14 protein-coding genes and 1 pseudogene are annotated in these 20,156 nt (G+C 65.6%); 10 read left to right on the plus strand and 5 right to left on the minus strand.

All coding sequences use genetic code 11. The annotated features are described in order from the left end of the window. Together A5790_RS06580 and A5790_RS06585 are read right to left on the minus strand one after the other, a co-directional pair. A pseudogene (locus A5790_RS06580) lies at nucleotides 1–2,799 on the minus strand (protein kinase); the annotation flags it as partial. A gap of 97 nt (nucleotides 2,800–2,896) precedes the next feature. Continuing rightward, nucleotides 2,897–3,910: an AraC family transcriptional regulator gene (locus A5790_RS06585; RefSeq protein ID WP_066842055.1), complete on the minus strand. Its 1,014-nt coding sequence runs from the start codon at nucleotides 3,908–3,910 to the stop codon at nucleotides 2,897–2,899. A 163-nt stretch (nucleotides 3,911–4,073) separates the two neighbouring features. Here A5790_RS06585 and A5790_RS06590 point away from each other — a divergent pair, with 163 nt between their 5' ends. Beyond that, nucleotides 4,074–5,522 carry an aldehyde dehydrogenase gene (locus tag A5790_RS06590; protein WP_066842057.1) on the plus strand — a complete coding sequence of 483 codons (1,449 nt, stop codon included), beginning with the start codon at nucleotides 4,074–4,076 and terminating at the stop codon, nucleotides 5,520–5,522. A gap of 83 nt (nucleotides 5,523–5,605) precedes the next feature. Here A5790_RS06590 and A5790_RS06595 read toward each other — a convergent pair whose 3' ends face one another. Beyond that, on the minus strand, nucleotides 5,606–5,896 hold the full coding sequence (locus A5790_RS06595; RefSeq protein WP_066842059.1) for a hypothetical protein: 291 nt from the start codon (nucleotides 5,894–5,896) through the stop codon (nucleotides 5,606–5,608). 120 nt (nucleotides 5,897–6,016) lie between these two features. On the opposite strand from A5790_RS06595, the gene A5790_RS06600 reads away from it, so the two are divergent. The 8 genes from A5790_RS06600 (at nucleotide 6,017) to A5790_RS06635 (ending at nucleotide 17,495) form a co-directional block, all read left to right on the plus strand. Beyond that, nucleotides 6,017–7,495 carry an NAD(P)/FAD-dependent oxidoreductase gene (locus tag A5790_RS06600; protein WP_066842061.1) on the plus strand — a complete coding sequence of 493 codons (1,479 nt, stop codon included), beginning with the start codon at nucleotides 6,017–6,019 and terminating at the stop codon, nucleotides 7,493–7,495. Between the two features lie 34 nt (nucleotides 7,496–7,529). Further along, entirely contained in the window at nucleotides 7,530–8,441 is a 912-nt protein-coding gene (locus tag A5790_RS06605; RefSeq protein WP_066842063.1) for an alpha/beta hydrolase fold domain-containing protein, read from the plus strand. Nucleotides 8,442–8,461: 20 nt separating this feature from the next. Further along, nucleotides 8,462–9,292, plus strand: coding sequence for an SDR family oxidoreductase (locus A5790_RS06610; RefSeq protein ID WP_066842065.1), 831 nt, complete (start codon nucleotides 8,462–8,464; stop codon nucleotides 9,290–9,292). A 15-nt stretch (nucleotides 9,293–9,307) separates the two neighbouring features. Then, a complete protein-coding gene (locus A5790_RS06615) occupies nucleotides 9,308–10,414 on the plus strand; it encodes an NDMA-dependent alcohol dehydrogenase (protein ID WP_066842066.1) in 1,107 nt (368 codons plus the stop codon). Nucleotides 10,415–10,505: 91 nt separating this feature from the next. Beyond that, a complete protein-coding gene (locus tag A5790_RS06620) occupies nucleotides 10,506–11,951 on the plus strand; it encodes a wax ester/triacylglycerol synthase family O-acyltransferase (protein ID WP_066842069.1) in 1,446 nt (481 codons plus the stop codon). 4 nt (nucleotides 11,952–11,955) lie between these two features. After that, the gene (locus A5790_RS06625; RefSeq protein ID WP_066842071.1) at nucleotides 11,956–13,359 is read left to right on the plus strand and encodes a wax ester/triacylglycerol synthase family O-acyltransferase; all 1,404 of its coding nucleotides are present in this window, start codon (nucleotides 11,956–11,958) and stop codon (nucleotides 13,357–13,359) included. A 15-nt stretch (nucleotides 13,360–13,374) separates the two neighbouring features. Then, complete coding sequence (locus tag A5790_RS06630; protein WP_066842073.1) at nucleotides 13,375–15,006, plus strand: AMP-binding protein; 1,632 nt, start codon at nucleotides 13,375–13,377, stop codon at nucleotides 15,004–15,006. Nucleotides 15,007–15,137: 131 nt separating this feature from the next. Next, nucleotides 15,138–17,495, plus strand: coding sequence for an arylsulfatase (locus tag A5790_RS06635; protein WP_156656320.1), 2,358 nt, complete (start codon nucleotides 15,138–15,140; stop codon nucleotides 17,493–17,495). Between the two features lie 22 nt (nucleotides 17,496–17,517). Here A5790_RS06635 and A5790_RS06640 read toward each other — a convergent pair whose 3' ends face one another. Next, on the minus strand, nucleotides 17,518–19,119 hold the full coding sequence (locus A5790_RS06640) for an amidohydrolase (RefSeq protein WP_066842076.1): 1,602 nt from the start codon (nucleotides 19,117–19,119) through the stop codon (nucleotides 17,518–17,520). 141 nt (nucleotides 19,120–19,260) lie between these two features. Between A5790_RS06640 and A5790_RS06645 the strand changes: the two genes are divergently transcribed. After that, nucleotides 19,261–19,725 carry a YciI family protein gene (locus A5790_RS06645; protein ID WP_066842078.1) on the plus strand — a complete coding sequence of 155 codons (465 nt, stop codon included), beginning with the start codon at nucleotides 19,261–19,263 and terminating at the stop codon, nucleotides 19,723–19,725. Between the two features lie 87 nt (nucleotides 19,726–19,812). Here the strand turns inward: A5790_RS06645 and A5790_RS06650 are convergent, their stop codons facing one another. Next, nucleotides 19,813–20,043, minus strand: a complete 231-nt coding sequence (locus A5790_RS06650; RefSeq protein WP_066842080.1) for a DUF3253 domain-containing protein — start codon at nucleotides 20,041–20,043, stop codon at nucleotides 19,813–19,815. Nucleotides 20,044–20,156 lie beyond the last annotated feature (113 nt).

Consider the following 20,156-nt stretch of genomic DNA (forward strand, 5'->3'; position numbering starts at 1 on the left):
CCCCCGCCCTCGGACCCGAGCAGATAGCTTCGTCAAGCAGACTCGCCGCCTCGGCCAGTTCTCCAGTTTCATAGAGCAACTCGCCAAGCAGCGCGCCAGCCAGCCGCGCCGGGTGTGATTGCGCCCCAACGCCCATGGCGATTTCGAATGCCCGTCGGAAATCGTCCAGCGCCAGCGGAACATCAAGCAGACACCTGGCCATGCCGCCAAAACAGTGTCCGTAGACGGTGGCGAATGGCCCCAACATCTCCTGGTACGGTGCCGCCCACTCGAGCACCCGACGCGCAGCATCGAAGTCGAAGCGGTAGATCGCCGCGTACGCCACAGCGTTTCCGGCCACCCCCGGCACGCGCGGAGGCAGTGTGTCCGGCCTCGACATCGCCTCGGCAAGAAGGGCATCCACGCGTTCAACGCGGTCGGCGAAGACCTCGGCGACGGCTCGCAACACATCCGCCTCGACGCGCAGATCAGCCCGTGTCGCATCGGGGAGATCTGCCCGGCCCAAAGCCACCTCGAAGCGATTCAGCGCGCTGGTAGTGGGCACCGATCGCTGCAACAAAATGTTCGCCCAGGCGATGACGAGCTGGAGACGGACGCGCGACACCACCAACTGCGGCGGCAGCTTCTTCACAATTCCGAGCAGCGTCGACATCTTCGACTGCTCGAGCAGATTCGTCTCATCCTGTTCGACAAGGTCGACGGCGCGGGCGGGATCGCCGGCGGACAGCGCGTGGTCGACGGCCTCGTTGAGGTGGGCGTGTTCGGCGAACCACGCCGACGCAGTGTGGTGAAGTTCTTTGACCCGATCAGGCCCATCTCGTTCGAGCCGACGGCGCAGGAACTCGGCGAACATCTGGTGGAAGCGGAACCAATTCGGATCGTCGTCGATCCGCTGCAGAAACAGCCCGCGCTGCTCGGCCTCCTCCAGCATCGCCCGCCCATTTGCCACCCCGGTCAGCACGGACGCCAGTCCGGCGCAGGTCCGCTCGGTGATCGAGGTAGCCAACAGGAACTCGCGCAGATCAGGCTCGAGAGTGTCGAGCACGTTCTCGGCCAAGAACTCGCCGATCACATCGCTGGCACCAGTAAGGCGCGCCACGAGGCTGGTGGCGTCGCCGCCTCCGCGCAGCGACAACGCCGCTAGCTGCAGCGCGGCAACGCATCCGTCTGTCGATGCGGCCAGCGCCTCTACGTCGGCGGGTGACAGCTCCAGGCCGCCGATGTCGTTGAGCTACACGGCCACCTCGTCAGTGGTGAAACGCAAAGCTGCGGAGTCAATCTCGACCAGCTCGTCACGGATCCGCAACCGGCTCAACGGTAAGCCTGCACGCGACCAGCTGGTCACGATGACCTGCAAGTGGTGACAGCCGTTGTCGAGCAGAAAGCCCAGGGCAGCACGGGTCTGGTTGTCAGAGACCCGATGCCAGTCATCGATCACGACGGCGATCCGGTCGTCCGCCGCGTGGATTACTTCGATGAGCGAGGTCAACACGTAGCGGCTGGCGTTGTCGCCGTGTTCTTCCAGTACCTGTCCCAACGACTCAGCGAGGGCGGACGGACCCGTCGGACCGATTCGAGTAGATGCGCAAGGAACCACACCTCGTTGTTGTCTTCGTCGTCGATCGTCAGCCAGGCCACCGCGATGCCGTCACCGGTGAGTTCCTCACGCCATTGGGCAGCCAGTGTGCTCTTGCCGAACCCCGAGGGGGCGTGGATGAGGATGAGGCGCCGTCGTCCACCTGCGCGAAGCACACCGGTGAGGCGGTCGCGCGGGACCAGGATCCCGGTCGGGACAGGCGGACGGTATTTCGTCGCCGGCGTCGGGGGTGTCGGCGTGCCCCCGGTATGACGATGAGCCGAGGGTCCAGTGGACGACTTGCGGCGCTCCACACCCAGCTCGACGGGGCGGGGCATCTCGTCGACGGTCACCCCGCTGCGAAGCTGAACGGCACGAAGCTCGTTGCCGAGTTCGGCTGCGGCCGCCGGACGATCGGCCGGCTCGCGCGCCATGGCCCGTTCGATGACCGCGGCCACGTCGGGGGGTAGTCCCTGCCTCCGCAAGTCCGGGATGGGCTGCGACGTGATTCGCAGGAATTGCGCCACCACCTGCTCACCGCTACGGCGTTCGAATGCGGCATGACCGGTCAGCGCGCAGAACAACGTCGCGCCAAGGGAATACACGTCCGATGCCGGCGTCGGCGATGCACCCTCGAGCACCTCGGGAGCGGTGAAGGCCGGCGAACCGGTGATCACACCCGTCGCAGTCTCGAAGCCGCCGGCAATTCTGGCGATCCCGAAGTCGGTCAGCTGCGGTTCGCCGTAGTCGGAGAGCAGAATGTTGGCGGGCTTCACGTCACGATGCAGCGTGCCCGCGCGATGCGCGCATTCGAGGGCACCCGCGAGCTTCACGCCGACGCTGAGCGTCTCGCACCAGTCGAGTGGACCGTGACGACGAATCAGCACCTCGAGCGACCCCTTGGCGTGGTATGGCATCACAATGAACGGCCGACCGCCTGCCAGCACACCCACCTGAAGAACGTTGATGATGTGCGGGTGCGCGGAGAGGCGGCCCATGGCGCGCTGCTCGCGCAGGAAGCGGTCGAGGTTGTCGGGGTCAAGGTCGGTGCTCAATACCTTGACGGCGACCACACGATCCAGCATGGGCTGGGCGCAGCGGTACACGACCCCGAATCCGCCGTGCCCGATCTCTTCCACATCGTCGAACCCCGCCTGACTCAGTTCCGCGGGGATGTCTGGAACCTGGTCCCGCTGCGTCGCGAGCGGGTCAACGTCGGTCATCGCCGGTCACCATCCTCGGCCAGACCTTCATCTCGTGTTCTTCTGTCGTCGAACCCACGATATCGCCGGCCATCGGGCCAGGGGTGCGATCGGCCTACTAATTGCCCGCCGTCAGGCTGGCTCGGTAGTGCCGCGGTGTCTTCCCGAACCAACGTCGGCACGAACGATTCAGGGTGCTCTGTTCGGCGTAGCCCAACAGGCCGGCTACCTGACTGAGCGGCAGTCCGCGCTCGGCGAGGTAGGTCGTCGCCAAGGCGCGACGCTCCCGATCGATCAGTTCCTGACATCGCACACCCTCGGCGTCCAGCCGGCGTTGTAGCGACCGTGAATGAAGAGCGAGTTGATCGGCGATGGCGTCCACCGTGCACTGACCGGTGGGCAATAGCCGCCGGATCAGCTCTGCCACGCGTTCCGACAACGACGCCGTCGGCGGAAGATAGTTTGACTCAAGGTATTTCGCCGCGAGGCGTCTGGTCTCCGGATCAGCGCTCTCGATCCGTGTGCAGGCCAGGCTGTCGGATATCTCGAATCCACACCACGCTTGTGCGAAGCGCACCGGGCACCCCAGCGTTTCCCGGTATGCGGCGTCCGAGCCCCGTTGGTCGTGAGTGAACGAAACGGTGCTCGGCCGCGCGTTCGGACCTCCCAACAGCTGGATGATCCGGACCGCGATGGCCATGCTGATCTCGTGCCCCTGCACCAACGAGGTGAGTCCCGGTTCGGTCACCTCGTAGGTGAACCGGAGACCGCTCTTTGGGGCGCTCGGCGAAAGGGTCAGCCTCAACGCCGGGGAATGGATATACAGGTAGCGTCCGATCATCTCCAGGCCGCCAAGTACGGTTTGCGCGTTTCGCGCAATCACCGCAATGGGTCCGAGAATGTCCAGGCCCTGCCATCGCGACAGGCGAAGCCCGAAATCCGGACAGCCCAGTTCGTCGGCGCTGGCCTCCAGTAGGCGAACGTAGGCGTCGAAGGAGATGAAAGTGTCTACCTGGTTCTCGACATCGGGAGTTATCCGGAAGCGCCTGCGGAAATGCTCCGGGTCCCCGCCGAGCTCCTGTACCAATTCGCCATATCCCCACAGCGTGGTGGCCCGAAGCAGGCTGCCCATAAACCGATTATCTCCGTGCTGGTGTCGGGAAATGATAAAAGAACGTCGGTGATTGTCAAGACCCGCGCATCGGCCACGACCATCATGATTCTGCACGCCCCATGCGCAACCACCGGCCAGGTGCGACTCGATGCGACCGGCTACTCACCACGCAGGAGATCCCATGCCCATCGACCGCAGCACACTCTTCATCGGCGGCGGTTGGGTTGCGCCGTCCAGCTCCTCACGGGTAACGGCACTGAACGCCGCTACCGAGGACATCCTCGGCACCGTCCCGGAAGCGGATCTGGCCGACGTGGATCGTGCGGTGGCGGCCGCACGCAATGCGGTGGACAACTCCGAATGGTCCGCAACCTCTCCGGCGGATCGTGCCGCCGCTATGAACCGGTTCGCTGACGCAATGGAGAAGCGCTCAGCCGAGTTGACACGGACCGTCAGCCAGGAGAACGGCATGCCGATCGGGCTGAGCGAAGCGTTCGAGGGCGGTTTCGCGACCGGATTGATCCGGTACTACGCCGAGTTGGCGACGGCCATGGCGGAGGAGGAAACCCGGCCATCCCAAACCGGCCTGGAGACGGTGGTCCGCCGGTCGCCGGTAGGTGTCGTGGCAGCGATCGTGCCGTGGAACTACCCGGTGGTGCTCGCGATGAGCAAAATCGCTCCCGCCCTCGCGGCGGGGTGCACTGTAGTCGTCAAACCGTCACCGCCGGCAACCGTCCTGGACTCCTTCATCGTGGCCGAAGCCCTTGAGGCAGCCGACCTTCCCCCTGGCGTCGTGAACTGGGTTCCCGGCGGGCCGGATATCGGAGCGTATTTGGTCTCGCACCCGGGGGTAGACAAGGTCGCCTTCACGGGGTCGACAGCGGCCGGGCGGTCGATAGCCACTGCGTGCGCGAACCTGTTGCGCCCGGTGACCTTGGAACTCGGCGGCAAGTCGGCGGCGATACTGCTCGACGACGTCGATCTCGACGCCATCATGGGTGACCTGCAGTTCATCATGTTCATGAACAACGGACAGACGTGCGTCACCTGTGGCCGGATCCTGGCGCCGACACATCGCTACGCCGAGGTTGTCGACGCGCTGGCAACCCAGGTGTCCTCGCTGCGGGTCGGTGACCCGTTGGATCCGAGCACCGACATCGGACCCATGGCAACCGGAGCCCATCGCGAGCGCGTCGAGAGCTACATCGAAAAGGGCAGAGGCGAAGCGCGATTGGTCGCCGGTGGTGGTCGCCCAACCGGCCTGGAGAAGGGCTGGTTCGTCGAACCCACCGTGTTCGCCTGCACAAGCAACGACGCGACCATCGCGAAGGAAGAGATCTTCGGGCCCGTGCTCGCGGTGATCCCTTACGACGACGAGGGCGACGCGGTACGCATCGCCAATGATTCCAGCTACGGGCTGGGCGGCACGGTCTTCAGCGCGGACACCGAGCGGGCAAAGGAAATCGCGCGGCAAGTGCACACCGGCACCATCGGCGTCAACGGCTACCCATTGGCCATCGGTTCGCCGTTCGGCGGCGTCAAAGACAGCGGCATCGGGCGCGAGTTCGGCCCCGAGGCACTGCACAACTACCAGGACCTCAAGTCGATGTACATTGCCGGTAGGGCGTAAGGCGAAACGACCGAGAGCTGATGCTACATGTCGGGATCGCAGGCGTGCTGCCGCGCTGCGAGCTGGGCGATCCCGAGTACGACCTACAGCGCGAGGTATGCACGCAACCCGTCGTCGTCGTAGAGCGGTATCGGCCCCTGCGGTGACAGAACCAGTGACACACCAAGGCGGGTAATGCCTTCGGCGACAAGTTCCGCGTCCTCGTCACTGAGCCACCGCCGCGCTCGCTCAGCCATTCGCTTGCGGAGCGGCCGCATCACCTCGATCATGCTGGGGCCGTCAGTCGTGAGCGATCGCACGAACGCTTCGGGCTGCGTCCGGAGCACCTTCACGAACAACGGGCGATCGCGCACCGCCCGCACGGCCACGACCACTGCCTGACTGTCGGAAAATGACAAAAGTGCGTCGGAAAATGTCAATACATTTCCTGGCCACTTCGCCGATTCTGGACACACCGTTCCGCTAAGACAGCGGGCACGACGCGCGAGGTTGTCATGGATGCACCACATTTCGACGTTTTGATCATCGGTGCGGGCCTGTCGGGCATCGGCACCGCGTGCCACCTGAGGGCCGAGTTGCCGCATAAAACTGTGGCGATTCTGGAGCGGCGCGACCGGATGGGCGGTACCTGGGATCTGTTTCGCTATCCCGGCATCCGGTCGGACTCCGACATGTACACCTTCGGCTTCAAGTTCCGTCCCTGGATGAACGCGAAAGTCCTCGCCGATGGCCCATCCATCCAGCAGTACATCGCCGATACAGCCGCGGAGCACGGGATCGACGAGAAGATCCACTACGGACTCAAAGTACAGACGTCAGAGTGGTCGAGTGCGCACGCCCGCTGGACGGTAACCGCCCGGTCCGAGGCGACGGACGAAACCCTCAGGTATACCTGCGATTACCTCATCGCCTGCACGGGCTACTACAATTACGACGCCGGCTACTTACCCACCTTCCCCGGGGTGGACCGGTTCCAGGGCCAATGCGTCCATCCGCAGTCCTGGCCCGAAGACCTCAATTACACGGGCAAGAAGGTCGTCGTGATCGGCAGTGGTGCAACTGCGGTCACTCTCATTCCGGCGATGGCCGACGACGTCGAGCACATCACGATGTTGCAGCGTTCACCGTCGTACATCTTCACTCTGCCCGCCATGGACCGAATCTCGGAGTTCCTCAGTCGGTTCCTGCCCCGTACATGGGTGTACGGGTTGGCACGCAACCGCAACATCGCTTTTCAGCGCCGGCTCTACCAGGCGTGCAAGCGCTGGCCCAGCCAGATGCGGCGCCTGCTGCTCTGGTTGGTCCGGCTCCAGGTCGGCCGGTCCGTCGACATGGGGCACTTCACCCCTGACTACATGCCATGGGATGAGCGGTTGTGCGCCGTGCCGAACGGCGATCTGTTCAAAACGCTGAAATCGGGCAAGGCGTCGGTGGTCACCGATCAGATCGACACGTTCACCGAAACGGGCATCGTGCTGAAGTCCGGGCAGGAAGTCGAGGCCGACATCATCGTCACCGCAACAGGTCTGAACGTCCAGATGCTGGGCGGGATGAAACTGATCGTCGACGGTCGGCCACGGGAGCTGTCCGAGCAGATGACCTATAAGGCAGTGCTGGTGGAAGACATTCCCAACCTCGCCTGGATCGTCGGGTACACCAACGCCTCGTGGACGCTGAAGGCCGACATCGCCGCGTCCTACCTCTGCCGACTGTTGCGGCACATGGACGAGAAGGGCCATACGGTAGCCACACCCCGGGACATCGACGGCTCCCGGTTGGACGTCGGGATGTTCGACCAACTGAATTCCGGCTATGTGCAGCGGGCGAAAGACACGCTGCCGCGCCAAGGCTCAAGGCACCCGTGGAAGGTTCTCATGCACTACGAGAAAGACTCGATCATGCTGCTCGACGAACCGATCGAGGACGGTCTGCTGAAGTTCGACGGGGCACGGTTCGACACCGCCGTCGCGTGAGTCTGATTGTCCGCCAACATCTACCGAGGTCATCATGAGAGTCAGCAAGGGTATTGTCCGGGCCGTTCTTCGGGGCGCTCGACCACTGTTCGGCTCAACGCGCACCGGCGTCGTCGGTCGCCGCCTGATGTTGGAGACGCTCACCGCCGCCGCGCGCCCTCCGCGGGGCACACGCTTCCAACGCCTGTCCGTCGCGGGCGTTCGCGTCGACCGGGTGCTGCCACCCCAGGCCACGCCGATGGGGACGATGATCTACATCCACGGCGGTGCTTATGCCCTCGGCAGCGCCGGGGGCTATCGGGGCCTGGCCGCACACCTCGCGGCAGCGGCGGGCATGTCGGCCCTGCTGCCGGACTACTCGCGCGCGCCACACGCGCAGTACCCGATCGCGCTCGATGAGATGCTACGGGTCTACTGCCGCCTGCTCGAGGACGGGCTCGACCCGAAAACCACTGTCATTGCCGGTGATTCGGCCGGCGGTGGGCTCGCGCTGGCGCTGGCGATGGCGCTGCGCGACCGTCGCCTGGCCCTGCCTGCGGCGCTGGGATTGATCTGCCCGTGGGCGGACCTCGCCATCGACGCGGAGGGCGCGCGTCCGGTCCTGCGTGATCCGCTGATCCAGCCGTCGATGGCCGCCGAGTGGGCGCCGCGCTATGTCGGCTCATCCGATCCGCGATTGCCTGCCATCTCCCCGGTCTACGGCGAGATGACGGACCTGCCGCCGATCGTCATGCAGAGCGCCGGAGACGATCCAATCTCCATCGATGCCGACAAGCTCGAAAAGGCCTGCGCCGGAGCCGGGTCCGTCATCCTAGACCACCGGCGGTTTGACGGTCTGTGGCACGACTTCCACCTGCAGGTCAGCCTGCTGCCAGAGGCGGCCGACGCGGTCGCCGACCTTGGCGCGAAACTGCGCAGCCACATCAGCGACAGCTCCCAGATTTAACAACGAAAGGTCACGGTCACATGAGTCAATTCGCAGGCAAAGTCGCCGTCATCACCGGAGCGGGTTCCGGCATCGGCAGGGCGTTGGCCCTCAAGCTGGCTGCGAGGGGTGCCCGTCTGGCGCTCTCCGACGTCGACACCGACGGGCTCGCCGAGACCGTGCGCCAGGCTGAGGCACTCGGCGCCGAGGTGAAGTCCGATCCACTCGATGTCGCAGAACGCGAGGCGGTGCTGGCCTACGCCGACGCGGTCGTGGCCCATTTCGGCAAGGTCAACCAGGTCTACAACAACGCAGGCATCGCCTACAACGGCAACGTCGAGAGCTCAGAGTTCAAAGACATCGAGCGGATCATGGACGTCGACTTCTGGGGTGTGGTCAACGGCACCAAAGCCTTCCTGCCGCATCTGATCACCTCCGGGGACGGGCACATCGTCAATGTGTCGAGCCTGTTCGGGTTGATCTCTGTGCCCGGCCAGAGCGCCTACAACGCCGCCAAGTTCGCCGTGCGCGGCTTCACCGAGGCGCTGCGGCAAGAGATGCTGATCGCCAAGTACCCGGTCAAGGTGACCTGTGTGCACCCCGGCGGCATCAAGACCGCCGTCGCGCGCAACGCCACTGTCGCCGACAACGAAGACCAGCGCACACTTGCCGACTTCTACGACAAGTGGCTGCTCATCCACTCACCCGAGATGGCCGCAAAGACCATCCTCAACGGCGTGACCAAGGGCCGCGCTCGGGTCGTGATCGGCGCGGAGGCGAAGGCCGTCGATCTGCTGGCCCGCGTCATCGGCTCGTCGTACCAACGGCTCATCGCCGCCGCAGCGGCGACGTTCTTCCCGTGGGCCAAGTAGTCAAGGAGACACACCATGAAGACGACTGCCGCAGTACTGCTCGAGGCCGGCAAGCCCTTCGAACTGATGGAACTGGATCTCGACGGGCCGGGGCCCGGCGAGGTGTTGATCAAATACACCGCCGCCGGGCTGTGCCATTCGGATCTGCACCTCACCGACGGCGACCTGCCGCCGCGATACCCGATCGTCGGTGGCCACGAGGGCTCCGGGGTCATCGAGGAGGTGGGCCGCGGGGTCACCAAGGTCAAGCCCGGCGACCACGTGGTGTGCAGCTTCATCCCGAACTGCGGCACGTGCCGCTACTGCTCGACCGGCCGGCAGAACCTCTGCGACATGGGCGCCACCATCCTCGACGGCTGCATGCCAGACGGCAGCTTCCGGTTCCATTCCAACGGAACGGATTTCGGTGCCATGTGCATCCTGGGCACCTTCTCGGAGCGCGCCACCATCTCTCAGCACTCGGTCGTCAAAATCGATGACTGGCTGCCGCTGGAGACCGCGGTACTGGTGGGCTGCGGTGTGCCGTCGGGCTGGGGCAGCGCGGTCAACGCCGGCAGCCTGCGTGCCGGCGACACCGCCGTGATCTACGGCGCCGGTGGCCTGGGCATCAACGCCGTCCAGGGGGCGAGGTCCGCCGGGTGCAAGTACGTCGTGGTCGTGGATCCGGTAGCACTCAAGCGCGACACCGCGCTGAAGTTCGGCGCCACCCATGCCTTCGCCGACGCCGAAAGCGCCGCAGCGAAAGTGGACGAGCTGACCTGGGGGCAGGGCGCCGACGCGGCGCTGATCCTGGTGGGCACCGTTGACGACGAGGTGGTCTCGGCGGCCACCGCGGTCATCGGCAAGGGCGGCACCGTCGTCATCACCGGCCTGGCCGATCCGACCAAACTGACCGTGCACGTCTCCGGGCTTGATCTGACCCTGCACGAGAAGACGATCAAGGGGTCGCTGTTCGGCTCCTGCAATCCGCAGTACGACATCGTGAGATTGCTGCGCCTCTACGACGCCGGCCAGCTCAAGCTCGACGAACTCGTCACCCGCACCTACACCCTCGAGGATGTCAATCAGGGCTACCAGGACCTGCGGGACGGCAAGAACATCCGCGGCGTGATCATCCACTGAACAGATCGCCGAAACCACATTTCGGCGACGGCGAAATACCTACGCTGACCCAATCGGCACCGCGCCGCGCGCGCGGGAGGAGGCCAATGCCATGAGACGACTCAATGGGATCGACGCTCTGATGCTGTACCTCGATGCGGGCAGCGCCTACAACCACACCCTCAAGATCAGCATCATCGATCCTTCGACTGATACCGACGGCTGGTCGTGGCCGAAGGCGCGCCGGATGTTCGAGGAGCGCGCCCACCTGCTTCCCGTCTTCCGGCTGCGGTATCTGCCCACGCCGTTGGGTCTGCATCACCCGATCTGGGTCGAGGATCCCGAGTTCGACATCGACGCGCACGTGCGCCGCGTGGTGTGTCCCGCTCCCGGTGGGATGGCGGAATTCTGTGCGCTCGTCGAGCAGATCTACGCCCACCCGCTCGATCGCGACCGACCCCTGTGGCAGACCTGGGTGGTCGAAGGCCTCGAAGGCGGCCGCGTCGCCCTCGTGACACTGCTGCACCACGCCTACTCCGACGGTGTCGGCGTGCTGGACATGCTCGCGTCGTTCTACAACAGCGATCCCGAAGACGAACCCGACGACGCCCCGATCGTGCCGCCCCCGTGGACACCACCACCGCTGCCGTCGGGAGCGCAACGCCTGGGGTGGGCGCTGCGCGACCTGCCCTCGAGGCTCCGCCGGGTGGCCCCGACCGCCCGCGCCATCCGTGATCGGACGCGCATTGAGCGCGACTTTGCTGCCGGCGGCGAACGGCGGGTACCGACCGTCCTCGACCGCTCCACGCCGCCCGGACCATTCCAGTGCGGGTTGTCGCGCAGTAGGCGATTCTCCTGCGAGAGTGTCCCGCTCGCCGATGTGCGCGAGGTGAGCAAGACCCTCGGGGCCACGATCAACGACGTCTTCATGGCGTGTGTCGCGGGCGGCGTGCGCCACCAACAGCAGAGTCTCGGCTCCCCGCCAACCGAGGCGATGGTGGCCACGATGCCCCTGGCGGTCACGCCGGCGGCCGAGCGCGCCCACCCGGGCAACTACTCGTCGGTCGACTACGTCTGGCTGCACGCCCAGATCGCCGACCCACTCGAACGGCTGCGCGCGACGAGCATCGCGGCCGAGGCGACGAAGGAACACTTCGCCAAGACCAAGGATGCCGACATCGGCGCGGTCGTCGAGCTGCTGCCCGAACGCGCGATCTCGGGTTTCGCGCGCTTCAACGCGCGGACCAAGGGGCGCTTCGACACGTTCAAGAACGTGGTGGTGTCAAACGTGCCCGGTCCACGCGATCCGCGCTACCTGGGTCGCTGGCGTGTCGAGCAGTGGTTTTCCACCGGGCAGATCTCGCACGGCGCCACCCTCAACATGACGGTGTGGAGCTATTGCGACCAGTTCAACCTCTGCGTCCTGGCCGACGCCGCGGCCGTTTCCGACACCTGGGAGCTCGTCCGCGGTTTCCGGGCGTCGCTCGACGAACTTCTCGCGGTCGCCCGCGACCAGGCCGCGTCCGCCCCTTCCCGAACCCCTTCGACGACCGGTTGAGCAGATGACACGACTTGCCTTGTTGGACGCGGCGTTCTTTGTCCTGGAATCGACGACGCGACCGTCGCACGCCGGCGTGCTGATGCTGTTCGACCCACCCGAAGGCGAAACCGGACCAGACTTCGCCCGCCGCCTCGTCGACACGTTCCGCGCGACTACGCCCGTCGCTCCGTTCGACCGTCGTCCCGCGCTCGGTCCCGGCCGGCTCCCGCACTGGGTGACCGTCGATGATGTCGATCTCGACTTCCACGTTCGTTCGGTCGCACTGCCGGCTCCGGGCTCCCGCAAGCAGTTGATGGAGATGATGGGCCAGCTCTACATGGCGCTGCTGGATCGGTCGCGGCCGCTGTGGGAGTGCTACGTCATCGAGGGGCTCGAAGACGGACAGGTTGCCCTGTTCTACAAACTCCATCACGCGCTGGCGGACGGCATCAGCGGGGCGCGGATGCTGTTCGGCTCGCTGTCCGAGTCGGCGGACGACGCGAAGATCACGCCGCTGTGGGGGCCGCGCCCGGAGAAACCACGCCGCGAGGGCACGGGTCGCCGATCCACTCCGATCGATACGCTGAAAGCCGCTGGGCGCCAAGCGCAGACCGCGGTCGGTGTGGGCCGACGTTTCGTCGGGATCGTTCCGGAGGCGATCGGGCTGCGGCGCGGCTCCAGAGCACTGCCCTTCACCGCGCCCAGGCTGGCCTCGGGCTCGATACGACAGTCACCGGCGCGCAGTTTCGCGGTCTTCGACCTCCCCCTCTCCGACGTCAAGCGCCTCGGTGAGCAAGCCGGCGGCAGCATCAACGACGTGGTGCTCAGCGTTTGCGACGACGCGATGCAGCGATATCTCGCCGAGCACGGCGACCCCGCGACGCGGCCGCTGATCGCCTCGATGGCCGTCTCCACACGGGGAGCCGACGACGACAAACCCTCCAACGCGGCCGCACTCGCACAGGTGCAGCTCGGCGCGCCCGACGCCATGCCCACAGAGCGACTCTCGCAGATCGTCGCGTCCACCACGACGCTGAAGTCGGGTGTGAAGAGCATGGCACCTGGGGTGCTCGAGCTGGAGTCGGTCGTGTTCCTCGGCGCCGCGCAGTTGCGCGAGGAGCTTCCCGTCGGGCGGGGAACGGTCCCCCAGGCGGCAACGATGTTGGTGTCGAACATCCCCGGCGGCCCCAAGAACGCGCTCTACATGAGCGGGGGCCGACTCGCGAGCCTTTACGCGGCGCCGATCGTGCCGCCGGCGCACGCGCTGAACATCACCCTGGCCTCCTATGCGGGCAAGCTGTGCTTCGGAATTGGCGCCGCACGCAACGTGATACCCGACACCGAACGGATCGCCGAGCTCGTTGTCCAGAGCTTCGACGAGCTCGCGATGAACCCGGCACCCCGCGCACCCAAAACCCCTGCCTGACGAGAAGAGACAGCCATGCACTACGCCGACATCATCGAGGGGTACGCCGACCGCGCTCCCGAGGCGATCGCCCTCGTCCACGGCGAAACCCGCCGCACGTGGGCCGAATTCGAGGATCGGGCGGCACGGCTGGCCGGCGCGCTTCAGACTGCCGGGCTGGCACCGGGCTCGAAGGTCGGACTACTGCTCTACAACGGACCTGAGTATTACGAGGCTTTCCTCGCGGCGCTGAAGGCGCGAATGGTCCCGATCAACATCAACTACCGCTACGTCGACGACGAGCTGGTCTATCTGCTCGAGGACTCCGACGCCGAGGCGCTGGTGTTCCACGCCTCATTGGGCGAGACCGTCGGCCGCGTCGCCGAGCGAGTGCCTGCTTTGAAGCTGCTCGCCGAGGTCGACGACGCACCGTCAATGTGCCCGGCAGGAGAGCGCTACGAAGATGTCCTCGCTCGTTCGGGGCCGGCGGTGCGGATCGCCCGTCGGCGCGATGACGAGGTGATGATCTACACCGGCGGAACCACCGGCATGCCCAAGGGTGTGGTCTACGACGTCGGCGACTGGACCGACGGTCTGCTGGGACTTGTCTCGGTCGTGCTGGGCATCCCGCCGCTGCCCGACAACGTCGACGATCTCGTCGCCGCCGGAGCGGAGCGGATCGGCGCGGGCGCCGCACCGGTGGTCATGCCGTGTTCGCCGCTCATGCACACCGCCGGCCTGGGTAACTCGATCGCGGTTCAGCTCGCGGGCGGTCGCGCGGTGACACTGCCCGGCCGATCACTGGATCCCGACGAAATCTGGAGCACGGCCGAGCGCGAGTCGGTGAATGTGATGATCATCGTCGGCGACGCGTTTGCACGGCCGATGCTGACGGCGCTGGAGAACGCGGACGTCCGTTGGGATCTGAGCTCGTTGCGGGTGATCCTGTCCTCGGGAGTCATGTGGTCCGCGCCGGTCAAGCAGGGTCTGCTCGAACACGTCGACGCGGCGCTGATCGACGGCATCGGGGCCACCGAGGGCGCGATGGGCGTGCAGGTCTCCCGCCGCGGTGATCAGCTCGCTCAGACCGGTCAGTTCCTGCTGCTGGCAGACACCAAACTGTTCAGCGAAGACGGCCGCGAGATCGAGCCTGGCTCCGACGAGGCCGGGATGATCGCCGCCGGGGGCAAGCTCACACCCAAGGGCTACTACAAGGACCCGGACAAGTCGGCGCGGGTGTTCCGTGAAATCGGCGGCCAGCGTTACGCATTCATCGGCGACTGGGGCCGGCTGCAGGCCGACGGGACCCTCGTACTACTCGGGCGAGGCTCGGGATGCATCAACACCGCCGGAGAGAAGGTGTACCCCGAGGAGGTCGAGGAGGTCATCAAGACCCATCCCGATGTCGCCGACGCCCTCGTGGTCGGCATTCCCGACGAACGGTTCGGTCAGCGGGTGACGGCGGTCGTCGCGCCGAGCAGGTCGGGCGTCGACGTCGTGGACGCGATCAACGACTACCTCACGGAGCGCCTCGCCGGGTACAAGCGGCCCCGCGTCGTCGTCCAGGTCGACGCGATCAAGCGCGCCGCCAACGGAAAACCCGACTACAAGTGGGCGCGCGAGACCGTGCTCTGCGAGGTCCAGCGGGCAGGGGCGTCGACCAGGTGAGGCGGTGTCGAATCCGTCAACGCTGCTCGACAGTTTCGACGTAGCTGCAGCGACCCGGGCCCTGGCCCCCTAAAGTCCAGGAACGACGAAGGCGACGCGGTGGAAGGACGGGAATGACCGACGACAAGACGATGGACAGGACGCATCTGCCGATACCGAGTCGGCCACGCACCGGGTTGATCACGTTCGACGCCAAGGATCCGGACAGTTCGTATCCCGCGATTCCCCAGGTGCGTCCCCCCGACGGTGCCCCCAATGTTCTCGTCGTCCTGCTCGACGATGTGGGCTTCGGCGCGTCCAGCACCTTCGGCGGGCCGTGCCAAACTCCGACCGCCGACCGTCTGGCGTCCGACGGTTTGCGCTACAACCGGTTCCACACCACCGCGTTGTGTTCACCGACGCGCCAGGCGTTATTGACCGGGCGCAACCACCATTCGGTCGGCATGGGCGGCATCACCGAGATCGCTACCGGTGCGCCCGGGTACAGCTCGGTGCTGCCCAACACCATGTCACCGATCGCACGGACACTGAAACTCAACGGCTACAACACCGCACAGTTCGGCAAGTGCCACGAGGTCCCGGTGTGGCAGACCAGCCCGGTCGGTCCGTTCGATGCCTGGCCATCCGCGGGCGGGGGCTTTGAGTATTTCTACGGCTTCATCGGCGGCGAGGCCAATCAGTGGTATCCCTCGTTGTACGAAGGCACCACACCGATCGAGGTTACCCGTACGCCCGAAGAGGGCTACCATCTCATGGAAGACATGGCCGACAAAGCGATCTCGTGGATCGGTCAGCAAAAAGCGCTCGCGCCGGACAAGCCGTTCTTCATCTATTTCGCGCCCGGTGCCACCCACGCACCGCATCACGTGCCGCAGGAATGGGCCGACAAGTACAAGGGCAAGTTCGACGCAGGCTGGGATGCCCTGCGGGAGCAGACGTTTGCCCGACAGACGGAACTCGGCGTCATCCCGCCCGACTGCGAACTGACAAAACGCCATGCCGAGATCCCGGCGTGGGACGACATGCCAGAGGAGCTCAAGCCGGTGCTGTGCCGGCAGATGGAGGTCTACGCCGGCTTCCTCGAGTACACCGACCACCACGTCGGTCGACTCGTCGACGGTTTGCAGCGGCTCGGGGTGCTCGACGACACGCTCGTCTACTACATCATCGGCGACAACGGCGCGTCCGCCGAGGGAACGATGAACGGCACCTACAACGAGATGCTCAACTTCAACGGCTTGGCCGAGATAGAGACGTCGCAGTTCATGATCGAGCGGCTCGACAAGTTCGGCGGCCCCGACTCCTACAACCACTTCTCCGTGGGCTGGGCGCATGCCATGGACACGCCGTACCAGTGGACCAAGCAGGTCGCCTCACACTGGGGCGGAACGCGCAACGGAACCGTCGTGCACTGGCCAAAGGGCATCACTCCCAAGGGCGAGATGCGCTGGCAGTTCCACCACGTCATCGACGTGGCCCCGACGATCCTGGAGGCCGCCGGGCTGCCCGAGCCGGTGTCGGTGAACGGTGTGCAGCAACACCCGATCGAAGGGGTGAGCATGCTGTATTCGTTCAACGATGGTCAGGCGCCCGACCAACACGAAACCCAGTATTTCGAAATGTTCGGCAACCGCGGCATCTACCACAAGGGCTGGACGGCGGTGACCCGGCACAAGACACCGTGGCTGCTGGTCGGCGAAGAGGTGCCCGCATTCGACGACGACGTCTGGGAGCTTTACGACACCACGAAAGACTGGAGCCAGGCCCGCGACCTGGCCGCGGAGATGCCCGAGAAACTGCATGAGCTGCAGCGGCTCTGGCTGATCGAGGCCACCCGCTACAACGTACTGCCGTTGAACGACGACGTCGGCACCCGGATGAACCCCGACCTGGCCGGTCGACCGACGCTGATCAAAGGCAACACTCAGTTGCTGTTCTCGGGCATGGGCCGGCTGTCGGAAAACTGCGTGTTGAGCCTGAAGAACAAGTCGCACTCGGTGACCGCCGAGATCGACGTGCCCGAGGGCGGCGCCGAAGGCGTGATCATCGCCCAGGGCGCCAACATCGGCGGTTGGAGCCTGTACGCCAAGGACGGTAAGCTCAAGTACTGCTACAACCTGGGCGGCGTCAAACACTTCTTCGCCGAGTCCACGGATGCGCTGCCGTCCGGATCCCACCAGGTTCGGATGGAGTTCGACTACGCCGGCGGCGGTCTGGGCAAGGGCGGTGACGTCACCCTCTACGTCGACGGCAAGAAGGTCGGCGAAGGAACCGTCGAAGCGACGTTGGCCAATGTGTTCTCCGCCGACGACGGCTGCGACGTCGGCCGGGACACCGGCTCACCGGTCTCGCCCGATTACCAGCCGCACGGCAACGCGTTCACCGGCAGGATCAGGGGCGTGCAGTTGGCGATCGCCGATGCCGCCGAGGCCGAAGATCATCGCGTTTCTGCTGCGGAGGCCTTGCGCATCGCGATGGCTCGGCAGTGACGACGATGCTTCGGCGACAACCTTATTCGCCGTAAACCTGCCGTCCGGCAAGGTATGTGGCGTGAACCTCGAGGTCGGCGACGTCCGCCGGCGGGACGGTCCGGGGATCGGCCGACAGCACCACCATGTCGGCGTACTTGCCCACTTCCAGTGAGCCGACCACATCGTCGGCGAACAACTGGTAGGCCGCGTCCACGGTCTGCGCCCGGATCGCCTGCTCGACGGAGATGCGCTGCTCCGGGCCGATCACCCGACCACTCGGTGCCGTACGGGTGGCTGCGACAGCGATGTTGCGCAGGGGTTCTTCGGGGGTGACCGGCGGATCGTTGTGCAGCGAAATCCGCATACCCGTGGCGACCGCGGATCCGCATGGCATCCAACGACTTCCGTGTTCGGTGCCGAACAACCCGTCGACGATGATGTCGCCCCAGTAGTGGATCTGGTCGACGAATACGCTGCAGACGACGCCGAGATCGTGCGCGCGCTGCAGCTGATCGTCGCGGATGGCGCCGACGTGCTCGAGCCGCAGCCGGTGATCGTCACGAGGCCAGCGGCGCAGCGCCTCTTCATAGACGTCGAGAATGGTGTCGACGCCGGCGTCGCCCTGTACGTGGCACGCCATCGGCCAGCCCTTCGGAAAGTAGGCGTGCACAATCTCGGTGAGTTGGTCGCGGGTGTAGTTGGCGTGCCCACACGATCCGGGCGCGACGCCGATGGTGCGGGTGGCGTCGGTGTCCAGGTACGGGAACGACAGGTCGATGTTGCCGATCCACGGGGATCCGTCCACCCAGATCTTGATGCCGACCTGACGGAGCAGGTCGTCACCGTCGGCCGGTACTGCGTCGGTGGACATCTCGGCGTTGGAGATCTCGTAGAGCCGCAGTCGCACGCTCAGTTCACCGCGCAGTGCTTCGATCACCGGGCGGAACACCGGGTCGAAAGCCATCTCCGAGCAGGTGGTCAGCCCGGCCGCGTTGAGCCGCTGCAGTTCTGCGTGCAGCATCGCCGGGTAGGCGGCCGGATCGATCACGCCGGCCAGAAGGCTGAACACCGCGGCGGTCTCCTCCGCGGTACCGTCAAGCTCACCATCGGTGTCGCGACCGTACCGGGCGCCTTTTGGGTCGGGAGTGTCGCGGGTGAGTCCGAATCGTCGGGCGGTAGCGCTGTTGAAGTAGGCCTTGTGTCCCGAGTTGTGCACGATCACCAAGGGCGTGTCGGGTGCGACGTCGTCGAGCCAGGCCAGCGTGGGCTCTGGTAATCCGGCCTGCAGCAGCGGATCCCAGCCATTGAGGTATGCGCCCTCGGTGCCGCGTTCAGCGACCTCGGCCTTGATGGCGGCAACAACGTCATCGGCGTTGGGCAGTGTGACCGGCCGGATGTCGACCATCCGCTCCGACAGCACGATGGCCTCCATCAGCGGATGGCCGTGCGCCTCGACGAATCCGGGCATCACGCAGCCGTCGACGTCGCGGGTCTCGGTGTCGGGGCCAATCCAGCCGTCGATCTCGCCGCGGCTACCGACCGCGACGATGCGGCCGTCGCGCACCGCAAGCGCCTCGGCGGTCGGCTGGTTGACGTCGACCGTCAGGACGGTTCCGCGGATGACCAGGTCAGCGGCAGGCATCCGGCAATCTTCTCAGTCGCGGGAGAAATTCGATGAAAAAATGTCGCGCCGCGTGTCGATTTGGGTGAAGGGTCGTTCGACGTAGTCATGAGGGGCACCCGAAGATACAGCCGGCCCCTTCCCGACAGAAGGAGAAGAACAATGGCGCGATACATGCTGATCATGCGAGTCACCCCCGAGGCCGAGGCCGCATTCGCCGAGGCCGAGGTGGACTTCGGCGAGGTCATCGAGTCGATGGGTCGCTACAACGAGGAGCTGATCAAGGCGGGTGTGATGCTCGCCGGCGAAGGTCTGACCGGGCCGGAGGACGGTTTCGTCGTCGACTTCGACTCCGATCCGCCGGTGGTGACCGACGGCCCGTACACCGAGGCCAAGGAGTTGTTCAACGGCTTCTGGATCATCGACGTCTCGTCGAAGCAGGAGGCCAAGCAGTGGGCGCAGAAGTGCCCGTTGGGACCCGGCGTCAAGCTCGAGGTGCGGCTGGTGGGCGAGACCGACCAGTTTCCGCAGGACAATCCGTGGATCAAGAAGGAGATCCAGTGGAAGGCCGAGCTGGCCGAGAAGGTCGCGGCACAGGCACGGGCCGAGGCCGACAAGTTGGGCTGACTGCTGTTGGGCGCGAAATTGCATTCCGGCAGCGAAAGTGCGAGTGGACGCCTGCTGGAATGCAATTTCGCGGACGAGGGAGGCCGACTAAGTGGCGCGGATCCGGATGGGTCCGCGCCACACCGCGTTCGGGTCGAGCACCTCACCCTTCTGGGTGATCTCGACGTCACCGTCGCGGGCCAGGTCGCGAGCGGTCTCGCGGGCGTCGTCCATCAGATCGCGCCAGTCGTCACCGCCGACGGCGCGGGCCGCGTCGGACGGGCAGATCGTCTTGTCCGGGCCGCGTTCACGGGAGAGCTTGAGGATCGTCTCGCGCATTCGCTGTCGGTCGCTCACTCAGCCGAACCTACGCGTCTGCGCATACCCCGGAGTCGCGGATCACGGTGCCGTATACGTTCGCGGTCGCGGTGTCCGCCCGCTTCTAGCGTCGC

It is taken from the genome of Mycobacterium sp. 852002-51152_SCH6134967 (assembly GCF_001667105.1).
GTDB classification, from domain to species: Bacteria; Actinomycetota; Actinomycetes; order Mycobacteriales; family Mycobacteriaceae; genus Mycobacterium; species Mycobacterium neumannii_A.